Here is a 25,641-nt window from a genome sequence, read left to right on the forward strand (position 1 = left end):
GGACAACCTGATCGCGCGTACCGTGGACAAGCATCAGCGGATCGGCCAGGCCGGCGCTGTGGTATAGCGCCGACCAAACCTCATAGCGTCCCGGTTGAGCCTTCTATTGATCGTCGCTTACTATTATCCCTTGATTGAATGAGCTATTTCGCCGTAGCACGGAAGCGTATGCCCGATGGTGTTAGAGGTCGGCGGGAATAAACCTGACTCCTACCTGATAACAAGGAGGTATGCCCGAAGCCATGAACGGGACGGATTCAGAAGCCTGGCAGGACTACTGGGAACAGACCCAGCGAGCCGGCATCGTGCCGGAAATCGGTGCACGAGCCCCCGCGCTGCGCGATTTCTGGCTCGCTTTCTTTCGCTCCTGTGCGCTCGCAGAGGAGGGCCACACGCGGGTGCTCGACCTGGGTTGCGGTCACGGCGCGGTGACTGCGCTGGCTGAGTCCGTTGCCCGCAACGACCAGCGCGACTTCCAATTGACCTGTCTCGACGTGAGTCGCGCAGCCATCGACCTGATTAGGGCACAACATCCGGACGTAGCCGCTGTTTGTGCCAGCGCCAACAACATGCCTTTGCCGGACGCTTGCTGTGAACACGTGGTCAGCCAATTTGGCGTCGAGTACGCCCCGCCCGGGGCCGCCGGCGAGGCCGCCCGGGTTTTGCGCCCCGGCGGCACGGTGGCGTTGATCATGCACCTGAAAAATGGCGCCATCTGGGACGAGTGCCGGGGCAATCGGGACGCCCTCGACGGCGTCCGCGACAGCGGTGTGCTGCCGGCCTTCATTCGCCTGGTCGAGGAAAACCTGGCACTTCGCCGCGGCCGCGGCAGCCGTGACGCATTTGCGCAGGCGGACCGGGACCTCGCCCCTTGCGTGAAGGCGATGGAGGCGGTAATGGATGAGCACGGCAGGGGCATCGGCGGCGGGCTGGTCTTCCGCACTTATGACGACATCGCCCACATGTATCGGAAAATGGCAGCGTTCGAGCCCGTTGAGGTGATCGCCTGGGCGGGGGAGGTCCAGAGCACAATGACCGCCTGGCGGGAACGGATGCAGTCTATGCTCGACGCCGCTCTGGACGAGACCGGGCTTGTGGCCTGGCGCGAGCGATTGGCTTCAGGGGGGCTCACTATGGATGAACCGGCCCGCCTCGCCCTGGGCGACCCCGCCCGCGACGGGGCGTGGATTCTCCGGGGCACCAAGCGGCGTTGACGGTCGTTCAGCGAAGATGCGGATCGCCTGCAGCAGCGCCTCTATGACATCCACCGTTTGGGCCTTCGGCAATTCCGTAAAGACACGACGCAGGTAATCTAGGGCTCTAGGCCATTGGCCTTGGCAATCTCGATCAGCAGGTAGAGATTGGCGCTGGTTTTTACGCCGGCGGCACCGTCTGGCTCCGACTGGGGTCGTAACCAAGTAACACGATCGACTCGCCCGGTGGCCCGCCCCGCTGCAGCCACAAACGGGAATGGGATTGCGCGGTTTTGCCCGTTTCTCTTGGGACCTGCACCGTCGTCTCATCGGTCTGCAGGACGTCGTACGCCAGCAGATGATCGCGCATCAGATTGAGCAGAGGCTGCACCAGAGTGCCATCCCGGATCATCCAGTTCGCCAGGCTGTCGATCTTGTCGGCACAGACGGCGGCTCTTTCTTTGTTCTGACCCTGGCAAAGCGCGCGAACGCGCGATTCGTAACGCCGCGGCCACCAGTGCGCAACACGGCCGCGCGCGACCAGGTCTTTGCGGGGCGACTACATGGCATGGACACACTCAGGTCGTTTTGTTCGGCGCAGGCTTTGGTGGGTATCCTGCCAGCGTGCATCAGGATAAAGCACCTGGACTGCGGTTCAGAAACACGATCTGAAGGTTATGCCCCCCTGCCGCTTTCATCGGCAGGGGGTAGGACACAATAAAAAGCATGGCCATCGCACACCGCCGTCAGCCACTGCAACTGGCGGTCACGCACCCGTACTCTCCGAGCAGCACGCAGCCTGGCGCGGCGTTCCAAATACCCGCGACGGACGCTAATATATCGCCAGGCTAATAACATCCGCTCTCGCCAACCGGCAGACAAGGACAATAACATGATCCTGCACCCCAGCTCCGGAAACCGCGCCCTGTGTCGACCGGCAATACAATGCACGCCGCGTTGGCGATGCAGCGTTCTCGCCGCAGCAACGGCCTGCCTCTTCACCGTGATGATTCTCGCAGGTCCGGCACAGGCTGCGGCCCGGGCGGAGCGTCTCAACCCCGATTTCGAGAACTACATCGACGACTACCTCGCCGACTTCATGGGCGTTGGCAAGGTGCAGAACGAGACGGACTCGGGCGATGCCGTCGCCGCCGGCGAACTCAGCGCGGACAGTTTCGCCCGGCGCATTTCGCTCATGCGCGACTATCTCGCCCGACTGGAGCGTATCGATCGCAGCAGCCTGAGCGTCGACCAGGACATCGAGTACCGCTTCCTGCAGGGCCAGCTCAAGGCCGACCTGCTGGTCGCCGAGCAGGTGCCGCGCTGGCGCCAGGACCCGCGTATCTACCTGAACAACGCGCCCGTCGCTTACAAGATCCTCGGCGACCCCCGCGCCATCGACGCCCGCGCGGAAGGCCTGATCGGCGACCTGGCCCTGTTGCAGAAGCGGCTCGCCAATGGCGCTGAGAACCTGAATGAGTACATCCCGCGCTGGATAGAGCTGACCCACCTTACGCTGGACGGCTTCCGCTCCCTGCTGCAGACTGATCTGCTGGCCTTTGCCGCACGGGTGGAGGACGCGGGACTGCGAACGCGCCTGCTGGCGGAGAACGCCGATGCGCTCGCCGCCCTCGACCGCTTCCAGGGCTTTCTGCGCGAGGACGTGCCGCAGATGCCGGTCGGCGATTTCCGGGTCGGTCCGGAGGTGTTCAACGCACTGCAGGAACACCGCTTCATGTTCCCGGAGGACGATATCCACCTGCGCCGCATTGCCCGTGGCGATCCCGGCTTCACCCGCGTCCCAGGATTCCACGAGTGGGGGCGCCAGCAGTTCGCCATCGTGCAGGATCACCTGCGCATCAAGGCGCGCCGTATCGATTCCGCGCGCAGCTGGCTGGAAATCATCAAGGCCGAGAAGGAAGATCACTTCTTTGCCGAGCAATTGGTCTACAAACACCACGAGGCCACCCGGGCCACCCGCGACTGGGTGATCGACAACGACCTCGTGAGCATTCCCTGGGACGACGACGACTCCATCATGGCCGCAGCGGACCCCAGCATGTGGGCCTCCCAGTGGTGGGGATTCGGTCCCTCGGTGGCGCCGGATTCACCCAGCCGCAAGTCCGCCTGGCGGGTGATTCCCGTGTCGCCGGACTGGCCGCGGGAAATCCAGGAGGCCAACCTGTCCGAGAAGGACGCCTCCTTCATGTACGCCATCGCCCCGCATGAGGTCTACCCGGGCCACCACCTGCAGAGCCTGTACCGCAAGGAGAATCCGCGCAAGCTGCGGCGCTACCTGGAGGACTACTCGTCCAACCAGGCCTGGTGCTACTACATCGAGTGGGAGCTGACCCCGGACCCGCAGTACGGCTGGTTCCCCGAGGACAAGCAGGACGTGTACGAGCTGGAGACCCTGCGCCTCAAGCTGTGGCGCTTCGGCCGCGTGATCATCGACTCGGGCATCAACACCGGGCGCCTGAGCTACGACGAGGCCGTGGAACTGGAGACCGCGACCATCGGCTTCGTGCCCCAGGGCGGCCAGATCAACATCGACAACATCGTCGCCCGCACCGGCGCTGACTACGCGGCGCCGACGCTGGGCTACTTCCAGTGGATGCTGCTGAGAGAGGACTATTTCAGCAAGATGCGCGAACTGGACCAGAAAGGAACGCTGAAGGACTTCCACGACCGCGTGTACCGGATCGGCTTCCTGCCGGTGGTCCTGGTGCGTGAGGCACTGTTCCATGGGCTGGAGCAGGAGTTCGGCACCTGAGAACAGCGATCGGTAGGACATCGGCATCCCCCGAAGCGCACAGGGCCTGGTCTGCTGCAGACCGTCGCAAGCGCGATAACGTCTCCGCGGAAGCGTTTCTGGAGATGACTTCAAGAGAAAAGCGTTGCTTGGGGTTGCCAGGCAATGCCAGCCACACCGTGAAAACTGGCAATATTTTTATTACTTTCAGTAGATTACGCTGATTATCTGTGGGCACTTTCCCGCCAGTGCCAGACGCAAAATCACTCCCACTCGATCGTCGCCGGGGTCTATAACGAATGGATCCCCGATAATAGCGAACTAGACCACCCTGCCAGCCAGGGCCTGCATGCCCAGCGATATGGCAATGAGGGCTCCAGCAAGCGCGAGACTGGTGGTGAGCGCGTGTTGGCGCCACACCTCCTCGGCTCGCTCGCCGAAACGCAGTATCAGCCAGGCGAGACCGAAATAACGGATACCGCGCGCAACAAAGGCCGCCAGCACGAACAGGTAAAGAGAATAGCCTGAGGCACCTGCGGTAATCATCGCGATCTGAAAAGGAATAGGCAGTATGCCGAGCGCCAGTATTGCCACAAAGCCGTACTGATCAAAAAAGGCCTGGAAGGATTGGTAGTTCCTCTGCATATCCATGATCTCTATAAACCAGGTGCCTACCGATTGGTACAGCGTCATGCCCACCCCATACCCCACCAAGGCCCCGACCACGCAACCGAGGGTGGTCACGGTAGCCAGCCGCCCGATCCTGTCCCGGCTGGCTACCATCAATGGGATCAGAACCAGTTCGATCGGAATAGGAACAAAGAGGGTTTCCAGGAAGGAGGCCACTGCCAGCAACCAGAATACATGCCGGGAACCGTTGATGCGGTTAAACCACTTCTGTGCTCTTCGGGCTGGGGACGTCATGATGGAATGCGCTACTGGCGGGAATGTCAGCCAATACCAGCCGTAGCCAGAGGCCTCATCACTCCCACTCAATCGTCGCCGGCGGCTTGCTGCTGATGTCGTAAGTCACCCGCGACACCCCGGAAATCTCGTTGATGATGCGGTTGGAGACCGTTTCCAGAAGCTCATAAGGCAGGTGCGCCCAGCGCGCCGTCATAAAGTCGACAGTTTCCACGGCCCGCAGGGCAATTACGTACTCGTAGCGCCGGCCATCGCCCACCACACCCACAGACTTCACCGGCAGAAACACGGCAAACGCCTGACTGGTTTTCTCATACCAGCCGGATTGCCTCAGTTCGGCAATAAAGATGGCGTCGGCCTGGCGCAGCAGTTCGGCGTATTTCTTCTTCACCTCGCCCAGAATGCGCACGCCCAGCCCGGGCCCCGGGAACGGGTGGCGGTACACCATGTCGTAGGGCAGGCCCAGCTCGAGGCCGATCTGGCGCACCTCGTCCTTGAACAGTTCGCGCAGCGGCTCCACCAGGGCCATCTTCATGGTTTCCGGCAGGCCGCCCACGTTGTGATGCGACTTGATAACGTGGGCCTTGCCCGTCGCGCCACCGGCAGACTCGATCACGTCGGGGTAGATGGTTCCCTGGGCCAGCCAGTTCACGTCCTGGAGCTTGGTCGCCTCGTCGTCAAACACCTCGATAAAGGTATTGCCGATGCGCTTGCGCTTGTCTTCCGGGTCAGCCACGCCCTCAAGCCGCGACAGGAACAGGTCCTCGGCATCGACGCGGATCACGCGCACGCCCATGTTGCGACCGAACATCTCCATCACCTGGTCGCCCTCATGCAGGCGCAGCAGGCCATTGTCGACAAAGACACAGGTCAGCTGGTCACCGATGGCGCGGTGCAGCAGCGCGGCAACCACCGAGGAGTCCACGCCGCCGGAAAGCCCAAGCAGCACCTTGTCCTGGCCGACCGTCTCGCGCACGCGGGCAATGGCATCCTCGACAATATTGGCCGGTGTCCACAGTCGATCGCAGCCACACAGCTCGAGAACAAAGTGCTCGAAAATGCGCCGCCCCTGCAGCGTATGGGTGACCTCGGGGTGAAACTGGATGCCGAAGAAGGGCTTTTCCTCGTGGGCCATGCCGGCAATGGGACAGCTGTCGGTAGCGGCGATAACGTGGAAGCCTTCGGGCAGGGTGGCAACCTTGTCGCCGTGGCTCATCCACACATCCAGCAGGCCATTGCCGTCGGCGTCAAGATGATCGCGAATATCGTGCAGCAGGCCATTGGTCGCGGTCAGGCGGATCTGTGCGTAGCCGAACTCGCTGGTGGGAGAAGCCGAAACACGGCCACCGAACTGCTCCGCCATGGTCTGCATGCCGTAGCAGATGCCGAGCACGGGCACCCCCAGCGTAAAGACGCTGGCGGGGGCGCGCGGGGAGCCGGGCGCCGGCACAGATTCGGGGCCACCGGAAAGAATGATGCCGTTCGGAGAAAACGCCGAAATGGCGTCGTCGTCGATATCCCAGGGCCTGATCTCGCTGTAGACCCCCACTTCGCGAACGCGGCGCGCAATGAGCTGTGTGTACTGCGAACCAAAATCCAGAATCAGGATTTTCTGGGCGTGAATGTCTGTCATGAGCGGCATCCGCTAGCGATGACGCTCAACTAACGGGGTAGTTGGGCGCCTCTTTGGTGATGGAAACGTTGTGCACGTGGGATTCCGACATGCCGGCGGCGGTAACCCGGACGAAGCGTGGCTTGGTACGCATGGTCTCGATATCCTTGCTGCCGGTATAGCCCATCGCCGAGCGCAGCCCCCCCATAAGCTGGTGAATAATGGCCGACGCCGGGCCCTTGTAGGGAACCCGGCCTTCAATACCCTCGGGCACCAGCTTTTCAGAGCCTTTGCTCGCGTCCTGGAAATAGCGGTCGGAGGAGCCGAGCTTGCCGGACATCGCGCCCAGAGAGCCCATGCCACGATAGGCCTTGTAGGTTCTGCCCTGGTATAGCTCTACCTCACCGGGTGCCTCTTCCACGCCGGCAAACATGCTGCCCATCATGACCGAGTGGGCGCCAGCCGCGATCGCCTTGGCGATATCGCCGGAGAAGCGAATGCCACCGTCGGCGATAATCGGGATGTCGGTGCCTTCGAGCGCCGCCGCAACGTTGCCGATCGCCGTGACCTGGGGCACCCCGATACCGGTGACAATCCGCGTGGTACAGATAGACCCCGGGCCGATACCAACCTTCACCGCGTCGGCGCCCGCGTCCTTGAGCGCAATCGCCGCCTCGGCGGTGGCGATATTGCCGCCAATGACCTGCACATCCGGGAAATCTGTCTTGATCTTCCTGACGCGATTGAGCACGTTGAGCGTATGCCCATGAGCCGTGTCGACCACGAACACGTCAACACCGGCGCGCACCAGAGCCTCGACCCGCTCGTCCGTGTCGGCACTTACGCCAACGGAGGCGCCGACACGCAGCTGGCCATAGCTGTCCTTGCAGGCATGCGGAAAGCTCTCGGCCTTGTCGAAATCCTTGACCGTGATCATGCCGCGCAGATCGAAATCGTCGCTGACCACGAGGATCTTCTCGATGCGGTGCTGGTGTAGAAGACGCTGCACCTCTTTCGAGCTGGCGCCCTCTTTCACCGTGACCAGCTTGTCCCGCGGTGTCATGATCGTGGATACCTGCTTGTCGAGACTGGTCTCGAAGCGCAGGTCACGCCGGGTTACGATGCCCACCAGGTCCTCGCCGTTCAGCACCGGGACGCCGGATATGCCGTTGGCAGAGGTCAGCTCAATCAGCTCGCGGATGGTCGCCGACTGCTGGATGGTGATCGGATCCTTGACGACGCCGGACTCGTACTTCTTGACCCGGCGCACCTGATCCGCCTGTTCGGCAATGCTCATGCTCTTGTGGATAATGCCAATGCCACCCTCCTGGGCCATGGCGATGGCAAGCCTCGACTCGGTGACGGTGTCCATTGCCGAGGAGACCAGGGGAATGTTGATCGGAATCCCGCGCGTCAGGCGCGACGCCAGCGTGACCCCGGTGGCGACGATGTCGGAATATCCTGGCAGTAACAGGACATCGTCAAAGGTGAGGGCTTCTTCTGCGATGCGCAGCATGCTGGGCCTCCGGTTGGCGGCAGAATGGTAAACGTGCAATTATAGGGCCTTCGGCAACATCAGGTAAACCGGATCCCTCTTTACTCTGTGTCTTCCTCGAACTCCACCAGCGCACCCATCCTCAGCGTCAGCCAGCTCAATCGCAAGGCCAGAACGCTGCTGGAGAGCCATTTCGACTGGGTCTGGGTCGAGGGCGAGATCTCCAACTTCGCCTGCCCTTCCTCGGGGCACTGGTATTTTTCCCTCAAGGATGCCGGCGCACAGGTGCGCTGTGCCATGTTCCGCAACCGCAACACCCGGCTGCGGTTCCGCCCCGACAACGGCGAGCAGGTGCGACTGCGTGCTCGCGTGTCGCTTTACGAGGGCCGCGGTGAGTTTCAGCTGGTCGTGGAATTCATGGAGCCCGCAGGCGCGGGTGCACTGCAGGCGCGCTTCGAGGCACTGCGCGAGCGGCTGCGCAGCGAGGGCTTGCTGGACGCGGAGCGGAAACGGCCCCTGCCGCAGACCATCCGTCATATTGCGGTGGTCACCTCGCCCACCGGTGCGGCAATCCATGACATTCTCACGGTGCTGCGTCGGCGCTGCCCCCTGATCACGGTATCGCTGCTGCCGGTCGCGGTGCAGGGCCGCGAGGCAATCGAGGAGATCGCCAGCGCGATTGAGCGCGCGAATCGCTGGCAGCGTGACGGTCTTTGCCATTTTGACGTCCTGCTGATCGGTCGCGGCGGCGGTTCGCTGGAGGACCTGTGGGCCTTCAACGAGGAGCGTGTCGCGCGAGCGGTCGCCGCAAGCGACCTTCCCGTCGTCAGCGCCGTCGGTCACGAGACCGACATCAGCATTGCCGACCTGGTGGCGGACCAGCGCGCCGCGACGCCCTCTGCGGCGGCCGAGCTGCTAAGCCCCGATCAGTCGCTCTGGCTGGAACGGCTGCAGCGGCAATCGGAGGAACTGCGCCGGCAGATGCAGCGCCAGCTGCAGCGACTTGGACGCGAGCTTCAGCACCTGCGGGCCAGGCTCAAGCACCCCGGCACCGGCATCCGGGAGCGCAGCCAGCGCCTCGATGACATCGAGCAACGCCTGCATCGCGCCCAGCGCCAGCGGCTGGCCCGGTATCAGGCCAGGCTGGATTCACTCGCCGCGGGCCTGCGCCAGAAAAACCCGGGGCCGCGCCTGCGTGAGCGCCGCGCCATGCTGACAGTGACCGAACAGCGCCTGCGGCAGGCCGCACAGCGGCGCGTGCAGGAGCGCTCCACGCGCCTGCGCGAGCTGTCCCAGTTGCTGAACACGCTCAGCCCCCTGGCCACCCTGCAGCGGGGCTATGCCATTGTGAGCCGTGCCGATGGCGGTATCGTGCGCGACGCGGCGACGGTCAGTCGGGGGGACAGGCTGCAGGCGCAGCTGGCAAATGGCGTACTTGAGGTCGAGGTTACCGGCAGGAAGGACGCCAGCGACGGGTCCTAGTGGGCCACGCGCTCAGTATTTGGCGGGCAGACGGGTGTTGATGATAATGTGCCGCCCCTCGAAGCGAATATACTCGCCGATCGTAAGGTCCTTGAGAATACGCGCGACCATTTCCCGCGACGCGCCCACTCGGTCGGCGATATCCTGCTGCGTGAGCTTGTCGGCAATGTACAGGGTGCCATCGCCACGCTCCTCTGACAGGTCCATGAGGACGTTTGCCACACGCCCGTAGACATCCTGCAGGGCCAGACTCTTGACGTCTGCCGTAAGTTTGCGCACGCGTGACGCCAGATTGCGGATAAGATGGCGTGCGATATTCGGATGCTCATCGAGCACCCGGTTGAAATCGTCCTTGTACACGATGCAAAAGGTGCATTTCTCGACGGTGCGCACCGACGCGGAGCGGGTGCTGTCATCCAGCAACGCCAGTTCACCAAAGTAATCACCGGCGCCCTGGGTGTTCATGATGAACTCCTTGCCATTCTTGTCGCTGCAGTAGACCTTGACCCGACCGCTCTCGATGACGAAGAGTGAGTCAGCGGGATCATTCTCATGAATCACCACGGTATTCTTGGGGAAAGACCGACGGGTGCTGCTTTCCGTGAGCGTGCCGATTTCATCCTCGGACAGACCCTGGAAGATCTCTACTTGCTGCAACATATAGGCGTTATTCCCCTTGGGGCCCGGAAGTTCGCGAACGGCTCAATAGTACCCTATGCCATCGCGGCTTTGCACCTTGCCTGCGGCATTTCCCCGACAGGCAGTGCCCGGCTATACTCCCGGCGCATGGAACACGAAGCCCAGGAAAGCACGCTGCCGGTACCCCCGGGGCCCGGCACGGACGCAGCCACCGTCTATCCCTGGCGCGAGGCCCTTCTGCGTGCCATCGGTGAACTGCTGGATACCGAGATACCGGCCGGACTCCCGAAACTGGCCCATGAGGACTTCACGAGCCTGCATCGGGCGGCAGAGGACATGGCAGGCATGCTGGCAGATACCGCAGCACATAGCCGGCACGATGTCCGCAACCAGCTCAGTGCGCTGCGTGGCTACGGAGAGATGCTGGCAGAGCAGCTACCCGCCAGCGGGGCAGAAACGCTGGACGCGCCCCTGCAGCGCCTGCTTCTGGCCACCCGCAGTGCCGAGGATCCCGCGTCGCTCGATGTGGAATCCGGTGGGGGCATCACGATCGTGGGCGAGCCCGGCTTCATTCTTGCCGTGGATGATCGGCTGGAAAACCGGGAGCTTGTTGCCCGCTATCTGTCCCGCTGTGGCCATTCCGTTGTTACCGCGGCCAGCGGCGAGGAAGCGCTGGTCATTCTCGGGCAGGCCGATGTCGATGTCGTTCTCCTCGACCTGCTGATGCCGGGCATGGACGGCCATGAGGTGCTGCAGCGCATCAAGGAACACCCGGACTGGCATGCGACCCCGGTGATCGTGATTTCGGGGCACCAGGACATGCAGGGCATTATTCGCTGCATTGAGGCAGGAGCCGATGACTACCTGTTCAAGCCTTTCAACCCGGTTCTGCTGCAGGCCCGGATAAAGGCCGGCATCGAGCGCAAGCGCTGGCACGATCGCGAGGAGCAGTACCGTCAGCAGCTCGAGCGCAACGAGCAGTTCATCCGCGCGACCTTCGGCCGCTACCTGTCCGATGAGATCGTCACCGATATTCTGGAACGGCCCGAAGGGCTGGACCTCGGCGGCAAGCTGCGCGAAGTCACTATCCTGATGTCTGATATCCGCGGTTTCACCACACTGTGCGAGCAGCTGGAACCCACCGAAGTCGTGCGCGTGCTGAACCGCTATCTCGGTGCGATGACGGATATCATTCTCAGCTACCAGGGCACCATTGACGAGTTCATCGGCGATGCCATTCTCGCGGTCTTCGGTGCCCCGCAGCACCGGGAGGACGACGCCGATCGCGCTGTACAGTGCGCCCTCGCGATGCAGGCGGCACATGAGGAATTGAACCGGCAGAATGCGCAGGAAGGCTTCCCGGCCTTGCATACCGGCATCGCCTTGAATACCGGACAGGTCATCGCCGGCAATATCGGCTCTGAACGACGCAGCAAATACGGCTTTGTCGGTCACGCGATGAATGTCACGGCGCGCATCGAGGATGTTACACGGGGGGACGATGTGGTCATTGCCGACGCCACGCTGCAAAAACTCCGCGGCCACTACCGCATCGATGACAGCCGCGAGATCCGTGCGCCCGGCATGGATGGCCCTCTGCACATTCATCGTGTGCTGGGCGACCTGCCGTGAAATCTCCCTGCATTCTGCTGGTCGAGGACAACGAGCTGGGCCGGGATATGCTCAGCCGTCGCCTCGACCGCGCCGGCTTTGACGTTGTAACCGCGGCGGACGGCGAACAGGCGCTGCAAATCATGCGCGAACGGCAGCCGGCGCTGGTGCTAATGGACATGAGCCTGCCGGTGATGGACGGCTGGACCGCCTGTCGCAGCGCCAGGGCCGACCCCCGGATGCGCCAGATCCCCATCATTGCCCTTACCGCGCATGCCATGGCGAATAACCGTCAGAGTGCGCTTGCCGCCGGCTGTGATGACTTTGCCACCAAGCCGGTGGACTTTCCGCAGCTGCTGGCAAAAATCCGGACCTACATTCCGACATGAGCCTGCGTCGTCGCCTTACGCTGTCGCTCTTCACTATCCTGGTGCTGTTCGCGTTCAACGTGGGCACGCACTTCTGGGGAAGCTACGCGCGCAGCGAGAGTATGGTCGCTTACCGGCAGGCGGTGGAAGCTGCACAGCTGTCCACGGAGCTGGAGCAGATGCTGAACGACCAGCGCCAGCAGATCCTCGTGCTGGCGACGCTGCGCGAGACAACAGATGACCGGCTTGAAGACCGCGAGCGCGAGCGCGCTGTTTCGGACATCGGCAACATCCGCGAGCGCATCCGCAACCTGGGCGCGCTGAGCCGCGATGTCACCCAGCTGCAGTACGAGCGACTGCTGGCCAGTGGCAATACCCTCCTCGATGAATGGCTGGCGTTCTACCTCAACTACAATGATGGGGCATTTACCCTGGGGGTCGATGACCCCCTGCCCTTCCTCGAGGCCAGCCAGCGGCTCAAGGAGCTGGAGCAGCGACAGGCATTCATTGCGGTTCAGCGCGCCAGCGTGATCGACCGCACCATCGCGCTCACCGACCGCATTACCGTGATTGGCTTTGTCGCCTCCATATTTCTGACCGCGATTCTGGGCTTTTTCCTGGTCAGCTACACCAATGACTCGCTGAAGCGATTGAAACGGGGCACGGAACGCATCGGCAGTGGCGATCTTGACTACCGCATCGAGGACATCGACGACGATGGCGAACTGGGCGATCTCGCCGACGCTTTCAATACCATGTCAGACAAGCTGCGCGAGGCCATAGAGGAAGAGCAACAGGCAAAGCGCGATGCCGACGAAGCCAATGCCGCCAAGAGCATTTTCCTCGCCAACGTCAGCCACGAGCTGCGCACACCCCTGAACGCGATTATCGGCTATAGTGAGATGCTCCACGACGAGCTGGGTGACCGCAAGCGAATCAACCGGCAGCAATTTCAGGAAGACCTGGAACGCGTCACTCTCTCCGGCCGACAGCTGCTGGCGCTGATTGACGACATTCTCGACCTGTCCAAGATTGAAACCGGCAAAATGGCGCTGAACCTCGAGGAATTCCGCCCCGAAGCAGTACTGCACCATGTCTGCGAGAGTCTCCTTCCCATACTGCAGCAGAAAAACAACCAGCTGACGATCGACTTCGCCGAGGATTTGCCGACCCTGCACTCGGACGCCGGCAAGTTCCGCCAGGTCCTGATCAACCTGCTCAGCAACGCCAACAAGTTCACCCACAACGGCGACATTTCCCTGTCGGCGCGTCGCGGCGACGCACCCTACGACCTCTGGATCGCCGTTACCGATACGGGCATTGGCATGACGCCGGAGCAGCAGGACAAGGTTTTCGAGGCCTTTGTCCAGGCCGAACCGGGTACCAGCGCCGCCTACGGCGGCACGGGACTGGGACTGGCAATCAGCCGCGATTACTGCCAGCTGATGGGTGGACGACTGACGGTAGACAGCACGCCGGGGGACGGCGCGACCTTTACTGTCGAGCTTCCCGCTGACCCAGGGTCAGTTCCCGCAGCCGCTTGAGCGCCTGCTCCCGCTTCGCCAGATCTTCCCTGAGAATGGCATTGCTGTTCTCGAGATCGTCGAGGTGCTTGGCCTGCTGCAGAAAGGCATCCAGCGCCTCGTAGAGCAGCGCAATACTGTCGTTCAGCTGCATGTCTTCACGGTAATCCTGCTGCAGCTGCGTGAACGAGAGCAGAGCCGCATCACCGTCATAGAAGGGACTGCGCGGCAGCATGCTGACATAGGCAATGGCCAGATCCGCTTCCCAGCGCGCGGTATCGCCCTTTTCCAGGCGCTGGTAGCGCTGAAACTGCTGCACGGCCTCAATGTACTCGCCGCGGGCAAGCGCCTGCATGCCCCGCTCAAGGAAGGTGTAATCAACGACGCCCTCTTCTGGCTGGCAGTTGCAGTCGCTCGGCTCAGGCAGGTTGAGGTTCAGCTCCACCTCGCGATCCGGTCGCTCCACAGTCGGCACCGACTTACTGTCCTTTTCAGGCGCCGTGATGACGCAGGCCTGCAGAAACAGCACGAGAACCAGGCCCAGTGCCGGAGAATACGCCCGTTGACTAACCATGTTCACCTCCGTGTCACTCGGGTCGCAGATGCGGAAAGAGCAGGACATCGCGTATGGAGGGCGAATCGGTCAGCAGCATGACCAGCCGGTCAATGCCGATGCCCTCACCGACCGTAGGCGGCATGCCGTATTCCAGCGCACGCACATAGTCATGGTCGTAGTGCATGGCCTCTTCGTCACCCGCCTCTTTCTCCGCCACCTGCTCGCGGAAGCGCGCCGCCTGGTCTTCCGCATCATTGAGCTCGGAAAAGCCGTTGGCCAGCTCGCGACCGCCGACAAAGAACTCGAAGCGCTCGGTCACGAAGGGGTCATCGTCGCGGCGACGCGCGAGTGGCGATACCTCCGTCGGATAGGCGGTAATGAAGGTCGGCTGGTCCAGTCGATCCTCGACGCGGTGTTCGAAAATCTCCAGCTGTATCTTGCCGAGACCCCAGCTGTCTTTCAGCGGGATACCGAGTGACGTGGCGATGCCGCGGGCCGACGCCTCCTCGCCCAGCTGCTCCGCAGAGAGATCCGGGTTGTATTCGAGGATCGCGTCGAGCAGCGTCAGACGACGGAAGGGCCGGGAAAAATCGTAGTCAGTCCCCTGATAATGCACCGTGGTGCTGCCCAGCACCGATTCCGCCAGTCCCCTCAGCATGTCCTCTGTCAGGTCCATGGCGTCGCGGTAATCGGCATAGGCCCAGTAATACTCCAGCATGGTGAACTCGGGATTGTGCCGGGTGGAGAGGCCCTCGTTGCGGAAGTTACGGTTGATCTCGTAGACGCGCTCGAAGCCGCCCACCGTGAGACGCTTCAGGTAGAGCTCCGGCGCAATGCGCAGGTACATATCGAGATCCAGCGCGTTGTGGTGGGTCACAAAGGGTTTCGCCGCGGCACCGCCGGGAATCACCTGCATCATGGGTGTTTCCACCTCCATGAAACCGCGCTGGTTCATGTAATCGCGGATGAAGGTGACGATCTTCGAGCGCCGCTCGAACACCTGGCGGGAATCGGCGTTCACGATCAGGTCGACATAGCGCTGCCGATAGCGGAGTTCCTGGTCAGACAGACCGTGGTACTTGTCCGGCAGCGGCCGCAGCGCCTTGGTCAGCAGCCGCGCCTCCTCCATGTTGATGTACAGATCACCCTTGCCGGACTTGTGCAGGGGCCCCCGGGCGGCAACGATGTCGCCGAGATCCCAGGACTTGATCCCTTCCAGCGTGTCGGCATCAAGCACCTTGCGGTTGATGTACAGCTGTATCTGTGCCGACCCGTCCTGTATCAGCAGAAAGGCGCCCCGGTTGCGCACCAGGCGACCGGCCACCGCGTACTCCTCATTGCGCTGCTCCAGCTCGTCCTTGGCCGAGTCGCCGAAGCGCGACTGCAACTCCGCCGCCATGGCGCTGCGGCGAAAGTCGTTGGGGAAGGCATTGCCACGCTCGCGCAGGCCGGCGAGCTTCGCGCGTCGCTCGGCTATCAGCCGGTTCTCGTCCTGTGGATCGTCAGCCGCCTGCTGCTTTGGATCGCCGCTTGCTTCGGTCATAGCCTATGTCCGCCTACAGGCCGCTCTTCAGCGACGCTTCAATGAAATCATCGATGTCGCCGTCGAGAACGGCCTGTGTGTTAGTGGTTTCCACGCCGGTGCGCAGATCCTTGATGCGTGAGGCGTCGAGCACATAGGAGCGTATCTGGCTGCCCCAGCCGATATCCGCCTTGCTGTCTTCCATCGCCTGCTTCTCTTCGCTGCGCTTGAGCACTTCCATCTCGTACAGCTTGGCGCGCAGCAGCTTCATCGCATTGTCGCGGTTCTGGTGCTGCGAGCGCTCGGTCTGGCACTGCACCACAATCCCCGAAGGCCCGTGGGTCAGGCGCACCGCCGAGTCCGTCTTGTTGATGTGCTGGCCGCCGGCGCCCGACGCGCGATAGGTATCGACGCGCAGATCGGCGGGATTGATGTCAATCTCGATGTTGTCGTCGATCTCCGGCGAGACAAACACCGAAGCGAAGGACGTATGCCGACGGTTGCCCGAGTCGAACGGCGACTTGCGCACCAGGCGGTGCACGCCGGTCTCCGTGCGCAGCCAGCCGAAGGCATATTCCCCCTCGAACTTGATGGTGGCGCTCTTGATCCCCGCCACCTCACCGGCAGACACTTCAATAAGCTCGGTCGTAAAACCCTTGGCCTCCCCCCAGCGCAGGTACATGCGCAACAGCATCTCGCCCCAGTCCTGCGCCTCGGTACCCCCGGAGCCTGCCTGTATGTCGAGGTAGGCGTTATTGGGATCCATTTCGCCACTGAACATGCGGCGGAACTCCAGCTTCGCCAGCAGCGCATCGAGCTGGTCGATTTCGGCTTCCACTTCCGACAGCGTGTCGGTGTCGTCCTCGGTCGCCGCAAGTTCGAGCAGATCGCCGGTATCGCGGGTGCCGCTGGTCAGGGTTTCCAGCGTCTGGACAATGTTCTCGAGTGATGACCGCTCCCGGCCGAGTTCCTGTGCCCGCTCCGGGTCTTCCCAGACACTGGGTTCGGCGAGCTCGTGTTCAACTTCTGTCAGGCGTTCCTTGCGTGCGTCAAAGTCAAAGATACCCCCTAAGCACGTCGGTGCGCGCTTCCATATCTTTCAGTCGTTGCAAGATCGGGTTGATTTCCAGCATGGCGATGACTTCCTGTGAACTAGCCGGTCATTCTACCGCAGGCACCCCCCCGGCGTGAATGCGTCGGTGCTAAACATCGTTAGCCGACGCTGCCTCGAGATGCTCAACAATCAACTGCAGACTACGCTGTCCACGGAACTCGTTGACGTCAAGACGATATACCAATGACAGGGACTGCGCCGCCGGATCCGGCCAAACCGCAGGATCAATATTGAAGGCAATGGCATCCAGCAGGCGATCGCCACCCGGCACCCGGAGCACCAGCTTGAGGTGACGCTCACCGACAAGCCGCTGGCTTATGACGTCGAAACAGCCATCGAACACCGGCTCGGGGAACTGCTGCCCCCAGGGACCCGCGAGCCGCAGTTCCTCCGCCAGGGAAAGATCAAACTCTGCGGGTTTCAGCGGCCCGTCACTGAGCACCAGGGCTTCAAGGTCTTCGGCGCTGGCCACCCGCTCGACTTCCGCCGCCAGCGCCTGCGCAAAGGTGTCCAGCGCCGCCGCCGGAAGACTCAGTCCCGCCGCCATCGCGTGGCCGCCAAACTTGCCGATCAGGCCTGGATGGCGGGCATCGATGGCGGCGAGCACATCGCGGATATGAACCCCCGGAATGGAGCGTGCCGAGCCCTTCAATTCGCCCTCACCCGCATCGGCAAAGGCGACCACAGGACGGTGCAGACGCTCCTTCATGCGCGAGGCGAGGATACCCACCACACCCTGGTGCCAGCCGGGCTCGTACAGCGCCAGCGCCGCTGGCACCTGCCGCCTGTCAATCTGCAGGCCGGCGAGCAGGCGCAGCGCTTCGTCCTGCATGCCGCGCTCGATGTGGCGCCGGTCACGATTGAGCTGGTCCAGCTGCCGGGCGTAGTCGAGTGCAAGGGACTCGTCGTCAGCGAGCAGACACTCGATGCCCACCGACATGTCATCCAGCCGGCCCGCCGCGTTCAGTCGGGGGCCGACCGCAAAGCCGAGATCGCTCGCCACCACCCCTGCAGCGCTGCGACCCGCCACCTCCAGTAACGCCCGTATGCCGGCGCAGGCGCGCCCCGAGCGAATCCGCTGCAGGCCAGCGTGCACCAGTATCCGGTTGTTGTGATCGAGCGGCACCACGTCTGCCACCGTACCTAGCGCGACGAGATCCAGAAACTGGCCGAGGTGCGGAATTGCCAGGCCCTGCTGTTCGAACCAGCCGATGTTACGCAGGTGGCGGCGCAGCGCCAGCATGACGTAGAAGATCACGCCGACACCCGCCAGGTGCTTGCTCGGAAATTCGCAGTCGGGCTGATTGGGGTTGACGATAATTCCCGCCGCTGGCGTCACCTCACCGGGAAGGTGATGATCGGTAACCAGGACATCAATGCCGGATGCGACAGCCGCCGCCACCCCTTCAATGCTGGAAATCCCGTTATCCACGGTGATGATGAGGTCGGGCGATCGCTCGCGGGCAAGGGCGACAATCTCCGGGCTCAGCCCGTAGCCGTAGTCAAAACGGTTCGGGACAAGATAATCCACGCGGGAACCGCCGAATGCCCGCAGCGCTCGCATCGCCAGTGCGCAGCTCGTTGCCCCATCGGCGTCGAAATCGCCAACCAGCAGCAGGGATTCCTTCTGCCTGAGCGCCTGCGCCAGACGCCGTGCTGCCCGGTCCACATGCAACAGGCGTCCGGGTGCCAGCAAACCTGCGAGGTCGAGATTCAGCTGTTCAGGATCGGTCACACCCCGCGCGGCGTAAGTGCGTGCCAGCAGCGGGTGCAGCCCGGCGTCGCGCAGTGCCCGGTCATCACCGGCCTCGCGGCGCACCAGGCGCGGTGTGGCTTCGTCCAGCAGGGCCTGCCGCATCAACGGCGAATCTTCGCCGCCATTGCCGCATGCACGGCCTGCAGGTCGTTCGCAATCACGCTGTAGTGCTCGGGTCTGTCGAAGAGGTCGGCCAGATGCGCGGGCAGGCGCGGCGCCTCGGCAACGCCGGCCGCAGCCACGGCATCCGGGAATTTCGCCGGATGGGCCGTGGCCAGGGTGACCATGGGCGTACCCGGTGTCGCTGACCGCCTGGCCGCGTGATAGCCGATGGCACTGTGCGGATCGAGCAGGTATCCGCAATCCGCCCAGGTGCGGGCGATCTGCTCACAGGTGGCGTCATCGTCGACACGAACGCTCGCGAATCGTTCGCGCGCCTCCGCCATTGCGACATCGGAGAGGGTGATATCGCCGCCATCGAAGCGCGCCATCATGGCGGCAAGAGCGGCGCCATCCCGGCCGTACAGATCAAACAGCAGGCGCTCGAAGTTGCTCGATACGCTGATATCCATGCTCGGCGACAGCGAGGGCTGCAGCGGCTGGCGCGCATAGACGCGGGTCGTCATGATGCGATGCAGCACGTCGTTCCGATTGGTGGCAATCACCAGGCGCTCGACGGGAAGCCCCATGCCACGGGCGAGATACCCGGCAAAAATATCACCGAAATTGCCGGTGGGAACCGAAAAGGACACGGGCCTTGCCGGCGCGCCCAGGGCAAGAGCCGCGTAGAAATAGTAGACCACCTGCGCCATGATCCGCGCCCAGTTGATCGAGTTGACCGCCACCAGGCCGCGTCCGTCAGGCAGAAAGCCGCGCTCGCGGAAACTGGCCTTGACCATCGCCTGGCAATCATCGAAGTTTCCTTCCACCGCGAGGTTATGAATGCCCTCGCCCTGCACCGTGGTCATCTGCCGACGCTGCACCTCGGACACGCGCCCGTGGGGATGGAGGATGAAGATATCCACATTGCGGCAGCGCCGGCACCCTTCGATGGCGGCAGAACCGGTGTCACCAGATGTGGCGCCCATGATCACCACACGCTCCCCGCGTCGCTCCAGCACGTGATCCAGGAGGCGCCCCAGCAGCTGCAGCGCGAAATCCTTGAACGCCAGGGTCGGACCGTGAAATAGCTCAAGCACCCACTGATCGTGGTCCAGCTGCACCATCGGCGCGACCGCGGGATGGCGGAAACCGGCGTAGGTCTCGCGCACGATGCCCGCAAGATCCTCACGCTCAATGCAGTCACCCACGAAGGGCGCAATAATCTGCCCGGCAAGCGCCGGATAGTCCAGCGCCGCCATGTCGCCCAGCTGGGCCTGGGAGAACTGCGGCAGGGATTCCGGCACATACAGGCCGCCGTCCTCGGCGAGGCCGGTCAGCAGTACCTCTTCGAAATTCAGGCTCGGCGCCGCGCCCCGGGTGCTGACGTAACGCATCAGCCGTCCTGCCCGTCGAGTGTCTCCACGCGGATTCTCGTCACCGGTGCCACGATAACGTCCAGCGCTTCAATCGAGGCGACCGCGCGATCGAGGTTCGACTGACTCGCAATATTGGTAATCACAACCACCGGCACCTGCTTGGCGCCGCCTTTGGCGGCCTTCTGGATCAGCGCCTCGATGCTGATGCCCTGGGCACCGAGAATGCTGCTGACCTGCGACATCACCCCCGGCTCATCCTTTGCCGTCAGCCGAAGGTACCAGGCCGTCTTCACCTCACCCATCGGCAGGATCGGCAGATCCCGGACCGCCGCTGGTGTCACCCCCAGCGGCGGCACGGTGCAGCCCTGATTCGCAGACAGCTGGCGGGCCAGATCAATGCTGTCGGCAACCACCGCCGACGCGGTGGCCGATCCGCCGGCACCGGCGCCGTAGTAGAGCGTGGGGCCCACCGCGTCACCCTCGACGAGAATGGCGTTCTTGACGCCGTTGACGTTGGCCAGCAGCAGATCCATGGGCAGCAGGGTCGGGTGGACGCGAAGCTCGACGCCCTGCTCGCCTTGCCGGGCCATGCCCAGATGCTTGATGCAGTAACCGAGCTCATCCGCGTAAGCGAGGTCCTCTGGCGTCAGGGTGCTGATACCCTCGGTATAGACGGCATCAAAGCGCAGCGGCATGCCGAAAGCGATGGCGGCCATGATGGTCAATTTATGCGCGGCATCGATACCCTCGATGTCGAAGGTCGGATCGGCCTCGGCGTAGCCCAGTGCCTGCGCCTCGGCCAGCACATCGGCAAACTGGCGTTTCCGGTCGCGCATTTCCGACAGGATGAAGTTGCCCGTGCCGTTGATGATGCCGGCCAGCCACTCGATGCGGTTTGCGGCCAGGCCCTCGCGCAGCGCCTTGATCACCGGAATGCCGCCGGCAACCGCAGCCTCGAAGCGCAGGCTGACGCCGTGCTCCGCGGCGAGGGCAAAGAGCTCGTTGCCCTGTTCGGCAATCAGCGCCTTGTTCGCCGTGACCACCTGCTTGCCGGCACGTATCGCCGCACGCACGATATCGCCGGCGTGATCAGTGCCGCCGTAGGCCTCGATCAGAATCTGCACCCCGGGGTCGGCAATGACATCGCGATAATCGCGGCTGACAGTGATGCCCCCGGCTTCCAGATCCTTGCGTTCGTAGCGCGTGCTCACGTGCACCACGCGCAGGGGGGTGTGCGAGCGCTCCGTGATCAGGTCGGCATTACGGGATAGCACCTCGAGGACGCCACCGCCCACCGTTCCCAGACCACAGATCCCAATCGTTACCTCGTTCACTCTGCGCTTCCTGTTGCTTGTTGATGACTCGTGCCGTTGCGCAGCATGCGCCTGATATTGCGGATGGCCTGACGCGACCGGTGTTCGTTCTCAATCAGCCCGAAGCGCACGTAGCCCTCGCCATACTCGCCGAAACCGATTCCCGGCGATACGGCAACCTTCGCCTCCTGAAGCAGCTTCTTGCTGAATTCCAGCGAGCCCATGGCCCGGAATGGCTCGGGAATCTGCGCCCAAACAAACATGGTGGCGCGGGGTCTCTCAACCGGCCATCCCGCCGCGTTGAGACCGGCGCAGAGAATGTCACGCCGCTGCCGGTACATGCGGTTGATATCGCTGACGCAGCCTTGATCGCCCTCGAGCGCGGCGATCGCCGCCACCTGCACGGGCGTGAACATGCCATAATCGAGATAGGATTTCATCCGCGCGAGTGCGCCGACCAGGGTCCTGTTGCCGCAGCAGAAGCCGACGCGCCAGCCTGGCATGTTGTAGCTCTTGGACATGCTGAAGAATTCCACCGCAATGTCACGGGCACCCTCTACCTCAAGAATAGAGGGTGCCACGTAACCATCAAAGCACAGATCGGCGTAGGCGAGATCCTGGACGACCCAGATACTGTGCTCACGCGCAATAGCAACCACTTTGCGAAAAAAATCCAGCTCGACGCAGTGCGTCGTCGGGTTCGAGGGAAAATTCAGCACCAGCATTTTTGGTCGGGGCCAGCTGTTGCGAATGGCGTTTTCGAGCTCGTCGAAGAAGGTCACCTCGTCCGACATGGGGACGTGGCGGATATCGGCACCGGATATCACAAAGCCATAAGGATGAATGGGATAGGAGGGATTCGGTACCAGAACAGCATCTCCCGGCCCGGTGGTGGCCAGCGCCAGATGGGCCAGGCCTTCCTTGGAACCCAGCGTGACAATCGCCTCAGTCTCCGGATCCAGCTGGACGCCATAGCGTCGCCGGTACCAGTTGCAGATAGCCAGGCGCAGCCGCGGAATGCCGCGCGACTGTGAATAGCGATGGGTGTCGCCCCGGCGCGCGGTCTCTACCAGCTTGTCGACAATGTGCGGCGGGGTCGGCTGGTCGGGGTTGCCCATGCCGAAGTCAATGATGTCTTCGCCACGCGCCCGGGCGCTTTGCTTCAGATCACCGATAACCGAAAAGACATAGGGCGGCAGACGGCTGATGCGCTGAAACGTCTCGTCCACCCGACTCAGTCCAGGCCCATGACCGACAGGAGATCATCCACCGGACGATAGCCCGGTATCATCTGACCGTCCGCCGTGACAATGGCCGGTGTGCCGCGCACGCCCATTTCCTGACCCAGCTCATACTGCCGCGCCACGGGGTTTCCCGCACAGACATTGTCGGCGACGGATTCACGGTTTTTCATGCGCGTCAGGGTCTCCCGCGGATCGCTGGCACACCAGGCGGTTGCCAGCTGCCGGAAACCCTCCGAACCGACACCGGACCGCGGGTATGCCAGGTAACGGACCTCCACGCCGCGCCGGTTGAGTTCCGGCACTTCTTTATGCAGCTTCTGGCAGTAGAAACAGGTGGTGTCGGTGAATACGGTGATATGGCCGCGGGTCTCGCCCTCGGCCGGAAAAATGATCATGTCATCCGTGGACACTGCGGCCAGCCTGGCCTCGCGCTCCGTGTTCCTGCGCCGCTCCGCGAGGTTGACGTAACCCTCTGGGCCGACGGCATACAGATCACCGATAATGAAGAATGCGCCGTCCTCGCTGGCGTAGACCAGGGGCCCCTCCTTGAACTGCACCTCAACCATACCGGGCAAATCGCTATAGCGGGCGGATTCCACGCTGAGACCCGCACCCGGGACCTCGATCGCTGTGCGCAGCTGTGCCAGAACCTTGGCTGGCACCGCCTCTCCGCTGTCGGCATGGCTGCTTATCGAAGGCAGTGCCAGAACAACGCCAATGGCAAGAATCAGAGCTCGAATCATGGATCGTACCTTTTTCCGTTAATGGATAATCGACGCGCCACCGCTGCTGGCACGCTGCTTGGGCCCCGGGCGGCACGGATAGTTCACGGCAGCAGACACAGCCGCAGCCTATCCACGCGGATGATGTTGCGCATGCAGATCCTGCAGGCGCTGCCTCGCCACGTGGGTGTATATCTGGGTTGTCGTCAGATCACTGTGCCCCAGCAGCATCTGGACCACCCGGAGGTCGGCACCGTGATTGAGCAGGTGGGTGGCAAACGCATGCCGCAGCGTGTGCGGCGACAGCGACCGGCTGATGCCCGCCGTGCGCGCGTGTATCTTAATACGATACCAGAATGTCTGGCGAGTCATCTGCCGCCCGCGCCGACTGGGGAATACCACATCTGCGGGCACGCCGCGCAGCAACTCCGGTCGTGATTCCCTGAGGAATTGCTGCAGTAGGTACAGCGCCTCTTCCCCCATCGGTACCAGGCGCTCTTTACTGCCCTTGCCGAAAACCCGGATCACGCCCTGGTTGAGGCTGACCTGCGACATCTGCAGTGATGTCAGCTCCGACACGCGCAGACCGCAGGCATACAACAGTTCCAGCATTGCGCGGTCGCGCAGACCCAGCATATCGCTGGTGTCGGGCGCCGCGAGCAGTTTTTCCACATCAGATTCGGAAAGCGACTTCGGCAGCGGCCTGCCGAGTTTCGGGCTGTCGACGTCCAGCGTGGGGTCCACCGTAATCCGTGTCTCGCGCAGCTGATACCGATAGAAGCCGCGCAGGCAGGACATCAATCGCGCAGCGGAGCGCTGTGAACCCCCTTCGCCGAGGCGACTGCCGAGATAGCGCTGAAGGTCCGCGCGGCTCGCCTGCATGATTGTTCGGCCGCAGTTGGCGCCGAGAAACTCGTTGAACTGGCGCAGGTCACGACGATAGGCACTCAGGGTGTTGTCAGACAGGCCCTTCTCGATCCACATCGCATCGACAAAGCGCTCTATTTCCGGGTGGTCGCTGTTTTCTGCCGCACCAGTCATCGCCATGGCCTATTGTCGGCGCACGGACCACAGGTCCTCAGGCCGGACCGCCGGGGCCTGCGCGCCGCACACAAAAAAGCGGCCACTGGGGCCGCTTCTGTAACCGTCCTCGCTCTAGCGGGACAGCTTTTCCTTGATACGCGCTGCCTTGCCGGAGAGGTCGCGCAGGTAGTAGAGCTTTGCCTGACGCACATCGCCGCGACGCTTGACCGCAATGCTGTCGAGCAGCTTGCTGTAGGTCTGGAACGTGCGCTCCACTCCCACGCCATGGGAGATCTTGCGAACGGTGAAGGCAGAGTTCAGACCGCGATTGCGCTTGCCGATCACAACGCCTTCAAAGGCCTGCAGACGCTCGCGGGTACCCTCGCGCACCTTGACCTGCACCACAACGGTATCGCCGGGACTAAATTCCGGAAGATCCTTGTCCATTTGCTCGGCGTCGAGCTGGCTGATAATCGAATTGGTGCTCATGATGCACTCCTGTTGGGTTTTCGCGTAGCTTCTCAGCTAGTCGTTGTTGATATCCCGCTCGCGGACAAGTTCCGCGAGCAACTGTTCCTGTTCGTCGCTCAACTGCCGGCCCTCAAGCAGATCCGGGCGGCGACTGAGCGTCCGCGCCAGCGACTGTGCCAGCCGCCAGCGCCTTACCCTTTCGTGGTCACCACTTAGCAGGACCTCCGGCACACGATGGCCGGCAAACACCTCGGGCCTCGTGTAATGCGGGCAGTCCAGCAGACCGTTGGCGAAGGAATCCTCCGCCGCCGACTGTTCGTGTCCCAGTGCACCCGGCAGAAACCGCACGAGTGCGTCGACCACCACCATTGCCGCCAGTTCACCGCCGCTCAGCACATAATCACCGATTGACAGCTCTTCATCCACCTCCTGCTCAAGCAGGCGTTCGTCGATACCCTCGTATCGACCCGCGAGCAGGACCAGTGCACTTTCCCGCGACAGGGCAACCGCCCTGTCGTGGTTGAACGGCTTTCCCTGTGGCGACAGATACACCACTCTCGGGACAGCTTCACCCTGCCCGGCTACTGCCCGGCGCGCCGCCGTCAGTGCCTGCGCCAGTGGCGCTACCTTCATCACCATGCCCGGGCCACCACCATACGGGCGGTCATCCACCGTCCGGTGCCTGTCCTCCGTGAAATCCCTCGGATTCACGGTTTCCAGGCTGAGCAGGCCCTCATTCAGGGCCCGCCCGGTGATGCCATGGTCGGCGATGGCATCAAACATCTCCGGGAAGAGTGTTACCACCGAGATGCGCATGGGGCCTTGCGCTCCGGCACTCGTCGG

The 25,641-nt window shown here is 62.8% G+C and carries 22 protein-coding genes; 6 read left to right on the forward strand and 16 right to left on the reverse strand.

Going from position 1 to position 25,641, the window contains the following annotated elements; all coding sequences use genetic code 11:
* The first annotated feature begins 242 nt into the window (after positions 1 to 242).
* A complete protein-coding gene (locus EV688_RS01770; RefSeq protein ID WP_162883864.1) occupies positions 243 to 1,214 on the forward strand; it encodes a class I SAM-dependent methyltransferase in 972 nt (323 codons plus the stop codon).
* A gap of 160 nt (positions 1,215 to 1,374) precedes the next feature.
* Here EV688_RS01770 and EV688_RS17835 read toward each other — a convergent pair whose 3' ends face one another.
* Positions 1,375 to 1,605, reverse strand: a complete 231-nt coding sequence (locus EV688_RS17835; protein ID WP_117316743.1) for an IS66 family transposase — start codon at positions 1,603 to 1,605, stop codon at positions 1,375 to 1,377.
* 480 nt (positions 1,606 to 2,085) lie between these two features.
* On the opposite strand from EV688_RS17835, the gene EV688_RS01780 reads away from it, so the two are divergent.
* Positions 2,086 to 3,966 (forward strand): DUF885 family protein, encoded by a 1,881-nt coding sequence (locus EV688_RS01780; RefSeq protein WP_117316745.1) that lies wholly within the window; start codon positions 2,086 to 2,088, stop codon positions 3,964 to 3,966.
* A gap of 300 nt (positions 3,967 to 4,266) precedes the next feature.
* Here EV688_RS01780 and EV688_RS01785 read toward each other — a convergent pair whose 3' ends face one another.
* From EV688_RS01785 to guaB, 3 genes are read right to left on the reverse strand one after another with little or no spacing between them, the layout of a single operon-like run.
* Positions 4,267 to 4,869 (reverse strand): YqaA family protein, encoded by a 603-nt coding sequence (locus tag EV688_RS01785; RefSeq protein ID WP_117316747.1) that lies wholly within the window; start codon positions 4,867 to 4,869, stop codon positions 4,267 to 4,269.
* A 58-nt stretch (positions 4,870 to 4,927) separates the two neighbouring features.
* Positions 4,928 to 6,502, reverse strand: a complete 1,575-nt coding sequence (guaA, locus tag EV688_RS01790; protein WP_117316749.1) for a glutamine-hydrolyzing GMP synthase — start codon at positions 6,500 to 6,502, stop codon at positions 4,928 to 4,930.
* A 25-nt stretch (positions 6,503 to 6,527) separates the two neighbouring features.
* Positions 6,528 to 7,997, reverse strand: a complete 1,470-nt coding sequence (gene guaB, locus EV688_RS01795; protein WP_117316751.1) for an IMP dehydrogenase — start codon at positions 7,995 to 7,997, stop codon at positions 6,528 to 6,530.
* 87 nt (positions 7,998 to 8,084) lie between these two features.
* Here guaB and xseA point away from each other — a divergent pair, with 87 nt between their 5' ends.
* Positions 8,085 to 9,458 (forward strand): exodeoxyribonuclease VII large subunit, encoded by a 1,374-nt coding sequence (xseA, locus tag EV688_RS01800; protein WP_117316753.1) that lies wholly within the window; start codon positions 8,085 to 8,087, stop codon positions 9,456 to 9,458.
* A gap of 12 nt (positions 9,459 to 9,470) precedes the next feature.
* Here the strand turns inward: xseA and EV688_RS01805 are convergent, their stop codons facing one another.
* The gene (locus EV688_RS01805) at positions 9,471 to 10,118 is read right to left on the reverse strand and encodes a Crp/Fnr family transcriptional regulator (RefSeq protein WP_117316755.1); all 648 of its coding nucleotides are present in this window, start codon (positions 10,116 to 10,118) and stop codon (positions 9,471 to 9,473) included.
* A gap of 126 nt (positions 10,119 to 10,244) precedes the next feature.
* On the opposite strand from EV688_RS01805, the gene EV688_RS01810 reads away from it, so the two are divergent.
* From EV688_RS01810 to EV688_RS01820, 3 genes are read left to right on the forward strand one after another with little or no spacing between them, the layout of a single operon-like run.
* Entirely contained in the window at positions 10,245 to 11,729 is a 1,485-nt protein-coding gene (locus tag EV688_RS01810) for an adenylate/guanylate cyclase domain-containing response regulator (RefSeq protein ID WP_117316757.1), read from the forward strand.
* Entirely contained in the window at positions 11,726 to 12,097 is a 372-nt protein-coding gene (locus EV688_RS01815) for a response regulator (RefSeq protein ID WP_117316759.1), read from the forward strand. Before EV688_RS01810 ends, EV688_RS01815 begins: the two co-directional genes overlap by 4 nt.
* Positions 12,094 to 13,620, forward strand: coding sequence for a sensor histidine kinase (locus tag EV688_RS01820; RefSeq protein ID WP_117316762.1), 1,527 nt, complete (start codon positions 12,094 to 12,096; stop codon positions 13,618 to 13,620). The genes EV688_RS01815 and EV688_RS01820 overlap by 4 nt, the downstream gene beginning before the upstream one ends.
* Here EV688_RS01820 and EV688_RS01825 read toward each other — a convergent pair.
* The 11 genes from EV688_RS01825 to trmD all read right to left on the reverse strand — a co-directional run bounded on the left by EV688_RS01825 (position 13,571) and on the right by trmD (position 25,614).
* Positions 13,571 to 14,173 (reverse strand): hypothetical protein, encoded by a 603-nt coding sequence (locus tag EV688_RS01825; RefSeq protein ID WP_117316764.1) that lies wholly within the window; start codon positions 14,171 to 14,173, stop codon positions 13,571 to 13,573. The genes EV688_RS01820 and EV688_RS01825 overlap by 50 nt on opposite strands.
* A 13-nt stretch (positions 14,174 to 14,186) precedes the next feature.
* Positions 14,187 to 15,698: a lysine--tRNA ligase gene (gene lysS, locus EV688_RS01830; RefSeq protein WP_117316766.1), complete on the reverse strand. Its 1,512-nt coding sequence runs from the start codon at positions 15,696 to 15,698 to the stop codon at positions 14,187 to 14,189.
* 13 nt (positions 15,699 to 15,711) lie between these two features.
* A protein-coding gene (gene prfB, locus EV688_RS01835) for a peptide chain release factor 2 (protein ID WP_117316769.1) occupies positions 15,712 to 16,810 on the reverse strand; the annotation gives its coding sequence in 2 pieces (ribosomal slippage) (positions 15,712 to 16,734 and positions 16,736 to 16,810; 1,098 coding nt in all).
* Positions 16,811 to 16,879: 69 nt separating this feature from the next.
* The gene (recJ, locus tag EV688_RS01840) at positions 16,880 to 18,649 is read right to left on the reverse strand and encodes a single-stranded-DNA-specific exonuclease RecJ (RefSeq protein WP_117316771.1); all 1,770 of its coding nucleotides are present in this window, start codon (positions 18,647 to 18,649) and stop codon (positions 16,880 to 16,882) included.
* The gene (gene thrC, locus EV688_RS01845) at positions 18,649 to 20,043 is read right to left on the reverse strand and encodes a threonine synthase (RefSeq protein WP_117316773.1); all 1,395 of its coding nucleotides are present in this window, start codon (positions 20,041 to 20,043) and stop codon (positions 18,649 to 18,651) included. Before thrC ends, recJ begins: the two co-directional genes overlap by 1 nt.
* Positions 20,043 to 21,359, reverse strand: a complete 1,317-nt coding sequence (locus EV688_RS01850) for a homoserine dehydrogenase (RefSeq protein WP_117316775.1) — start codon at positions 21,357 to 21,359, stop codon at positions 20,043 to 20,045. Before EV688_RS01850 ends, thrC begins: the two co-directional genes overlap by 1 nt.
* A complete protein-coding gene (gene alaC / locus EV688_RS01855; protein WP_117316777.1) occupies positions 21,356 to 22,567 on the reverse strand; it encodes an alanine transaminase in 1,212 nt (403 codons plus the stop codon). The genes EV688_RS01850 and alaC overlap by 4 nt, the downstream gene beginning before the upstream one ends.
* A gap of 5 nt (positions 22,568 to 22,572) precedes the next feature.
* Positions 22,573 to 23,325: a DsbC family protein gene (locus tag EV688_RS01860; RefSeq protein WP_117316779.1), complete on the reverse strand. Its 753-nt coding sequence runs from the start codon at positions 23,323 to 23,325 to the stop codon at positions 22,573 to 22,575.
* Positions 23,326 to 23,433: 108 nt separating this feature from the next.
* Positions 23,434 to 24,345: a site-specific tyrosine recombinase XerD gene (gene xerD, locus EV688_RS01865; RefSeq protein WP_117316930.1), complete on the reverse strand. Its 912-nt coding sequence runs from the start codon at positions 24,343 to 24,345 to the stop codon at positions 23,434 to 23,436.
* Positions 24,346 to 24,459: 114 nt separating this feature from the next.
* Positions 24,460 to 24,816 carry a 50S ribosomal protein L19 gene (gene rplS, locus EV688_RS01870; RefSeq protein ID WP_117316780.1) on the reverse strand — a complete coding sequence of 119 codons (357 nt, stop codon included), beginning with the start codon at positions 24,814 to 24,816 and terminating at the stop codon, positions 24,460 to 24,462.
* Between the two features lie 36 nt (positions 24,817 to 24,852).
* Positions 24,853 to 25,614, reverse strand: coding sequence for a tRNA (guanosine(37)-N1)-methyltransferase TrmD (trmD, locus tag EV688_RS01875; RefSeq protein WP_117316782.1), 762 nt, complete (start codon positions 25,612 to 25,614; stop codon positions 24,853 to 24,855).
* Between the last annotated feature and the right edge of the window lie 27 nt (positions 25,615 to 25,641).

The sequence above is a fragment of the Chromatocurvus halotolerans genome, from assembly GCF_004340525.1.
In the GTDB taxonomy this organism is placed as follows: Bacteria; Pseudomonadota; Gammaproteobacteria; order Pseudomonadales; family Halieaceae; genus Chromatocurvus; species Chromatocurvus halotolerans.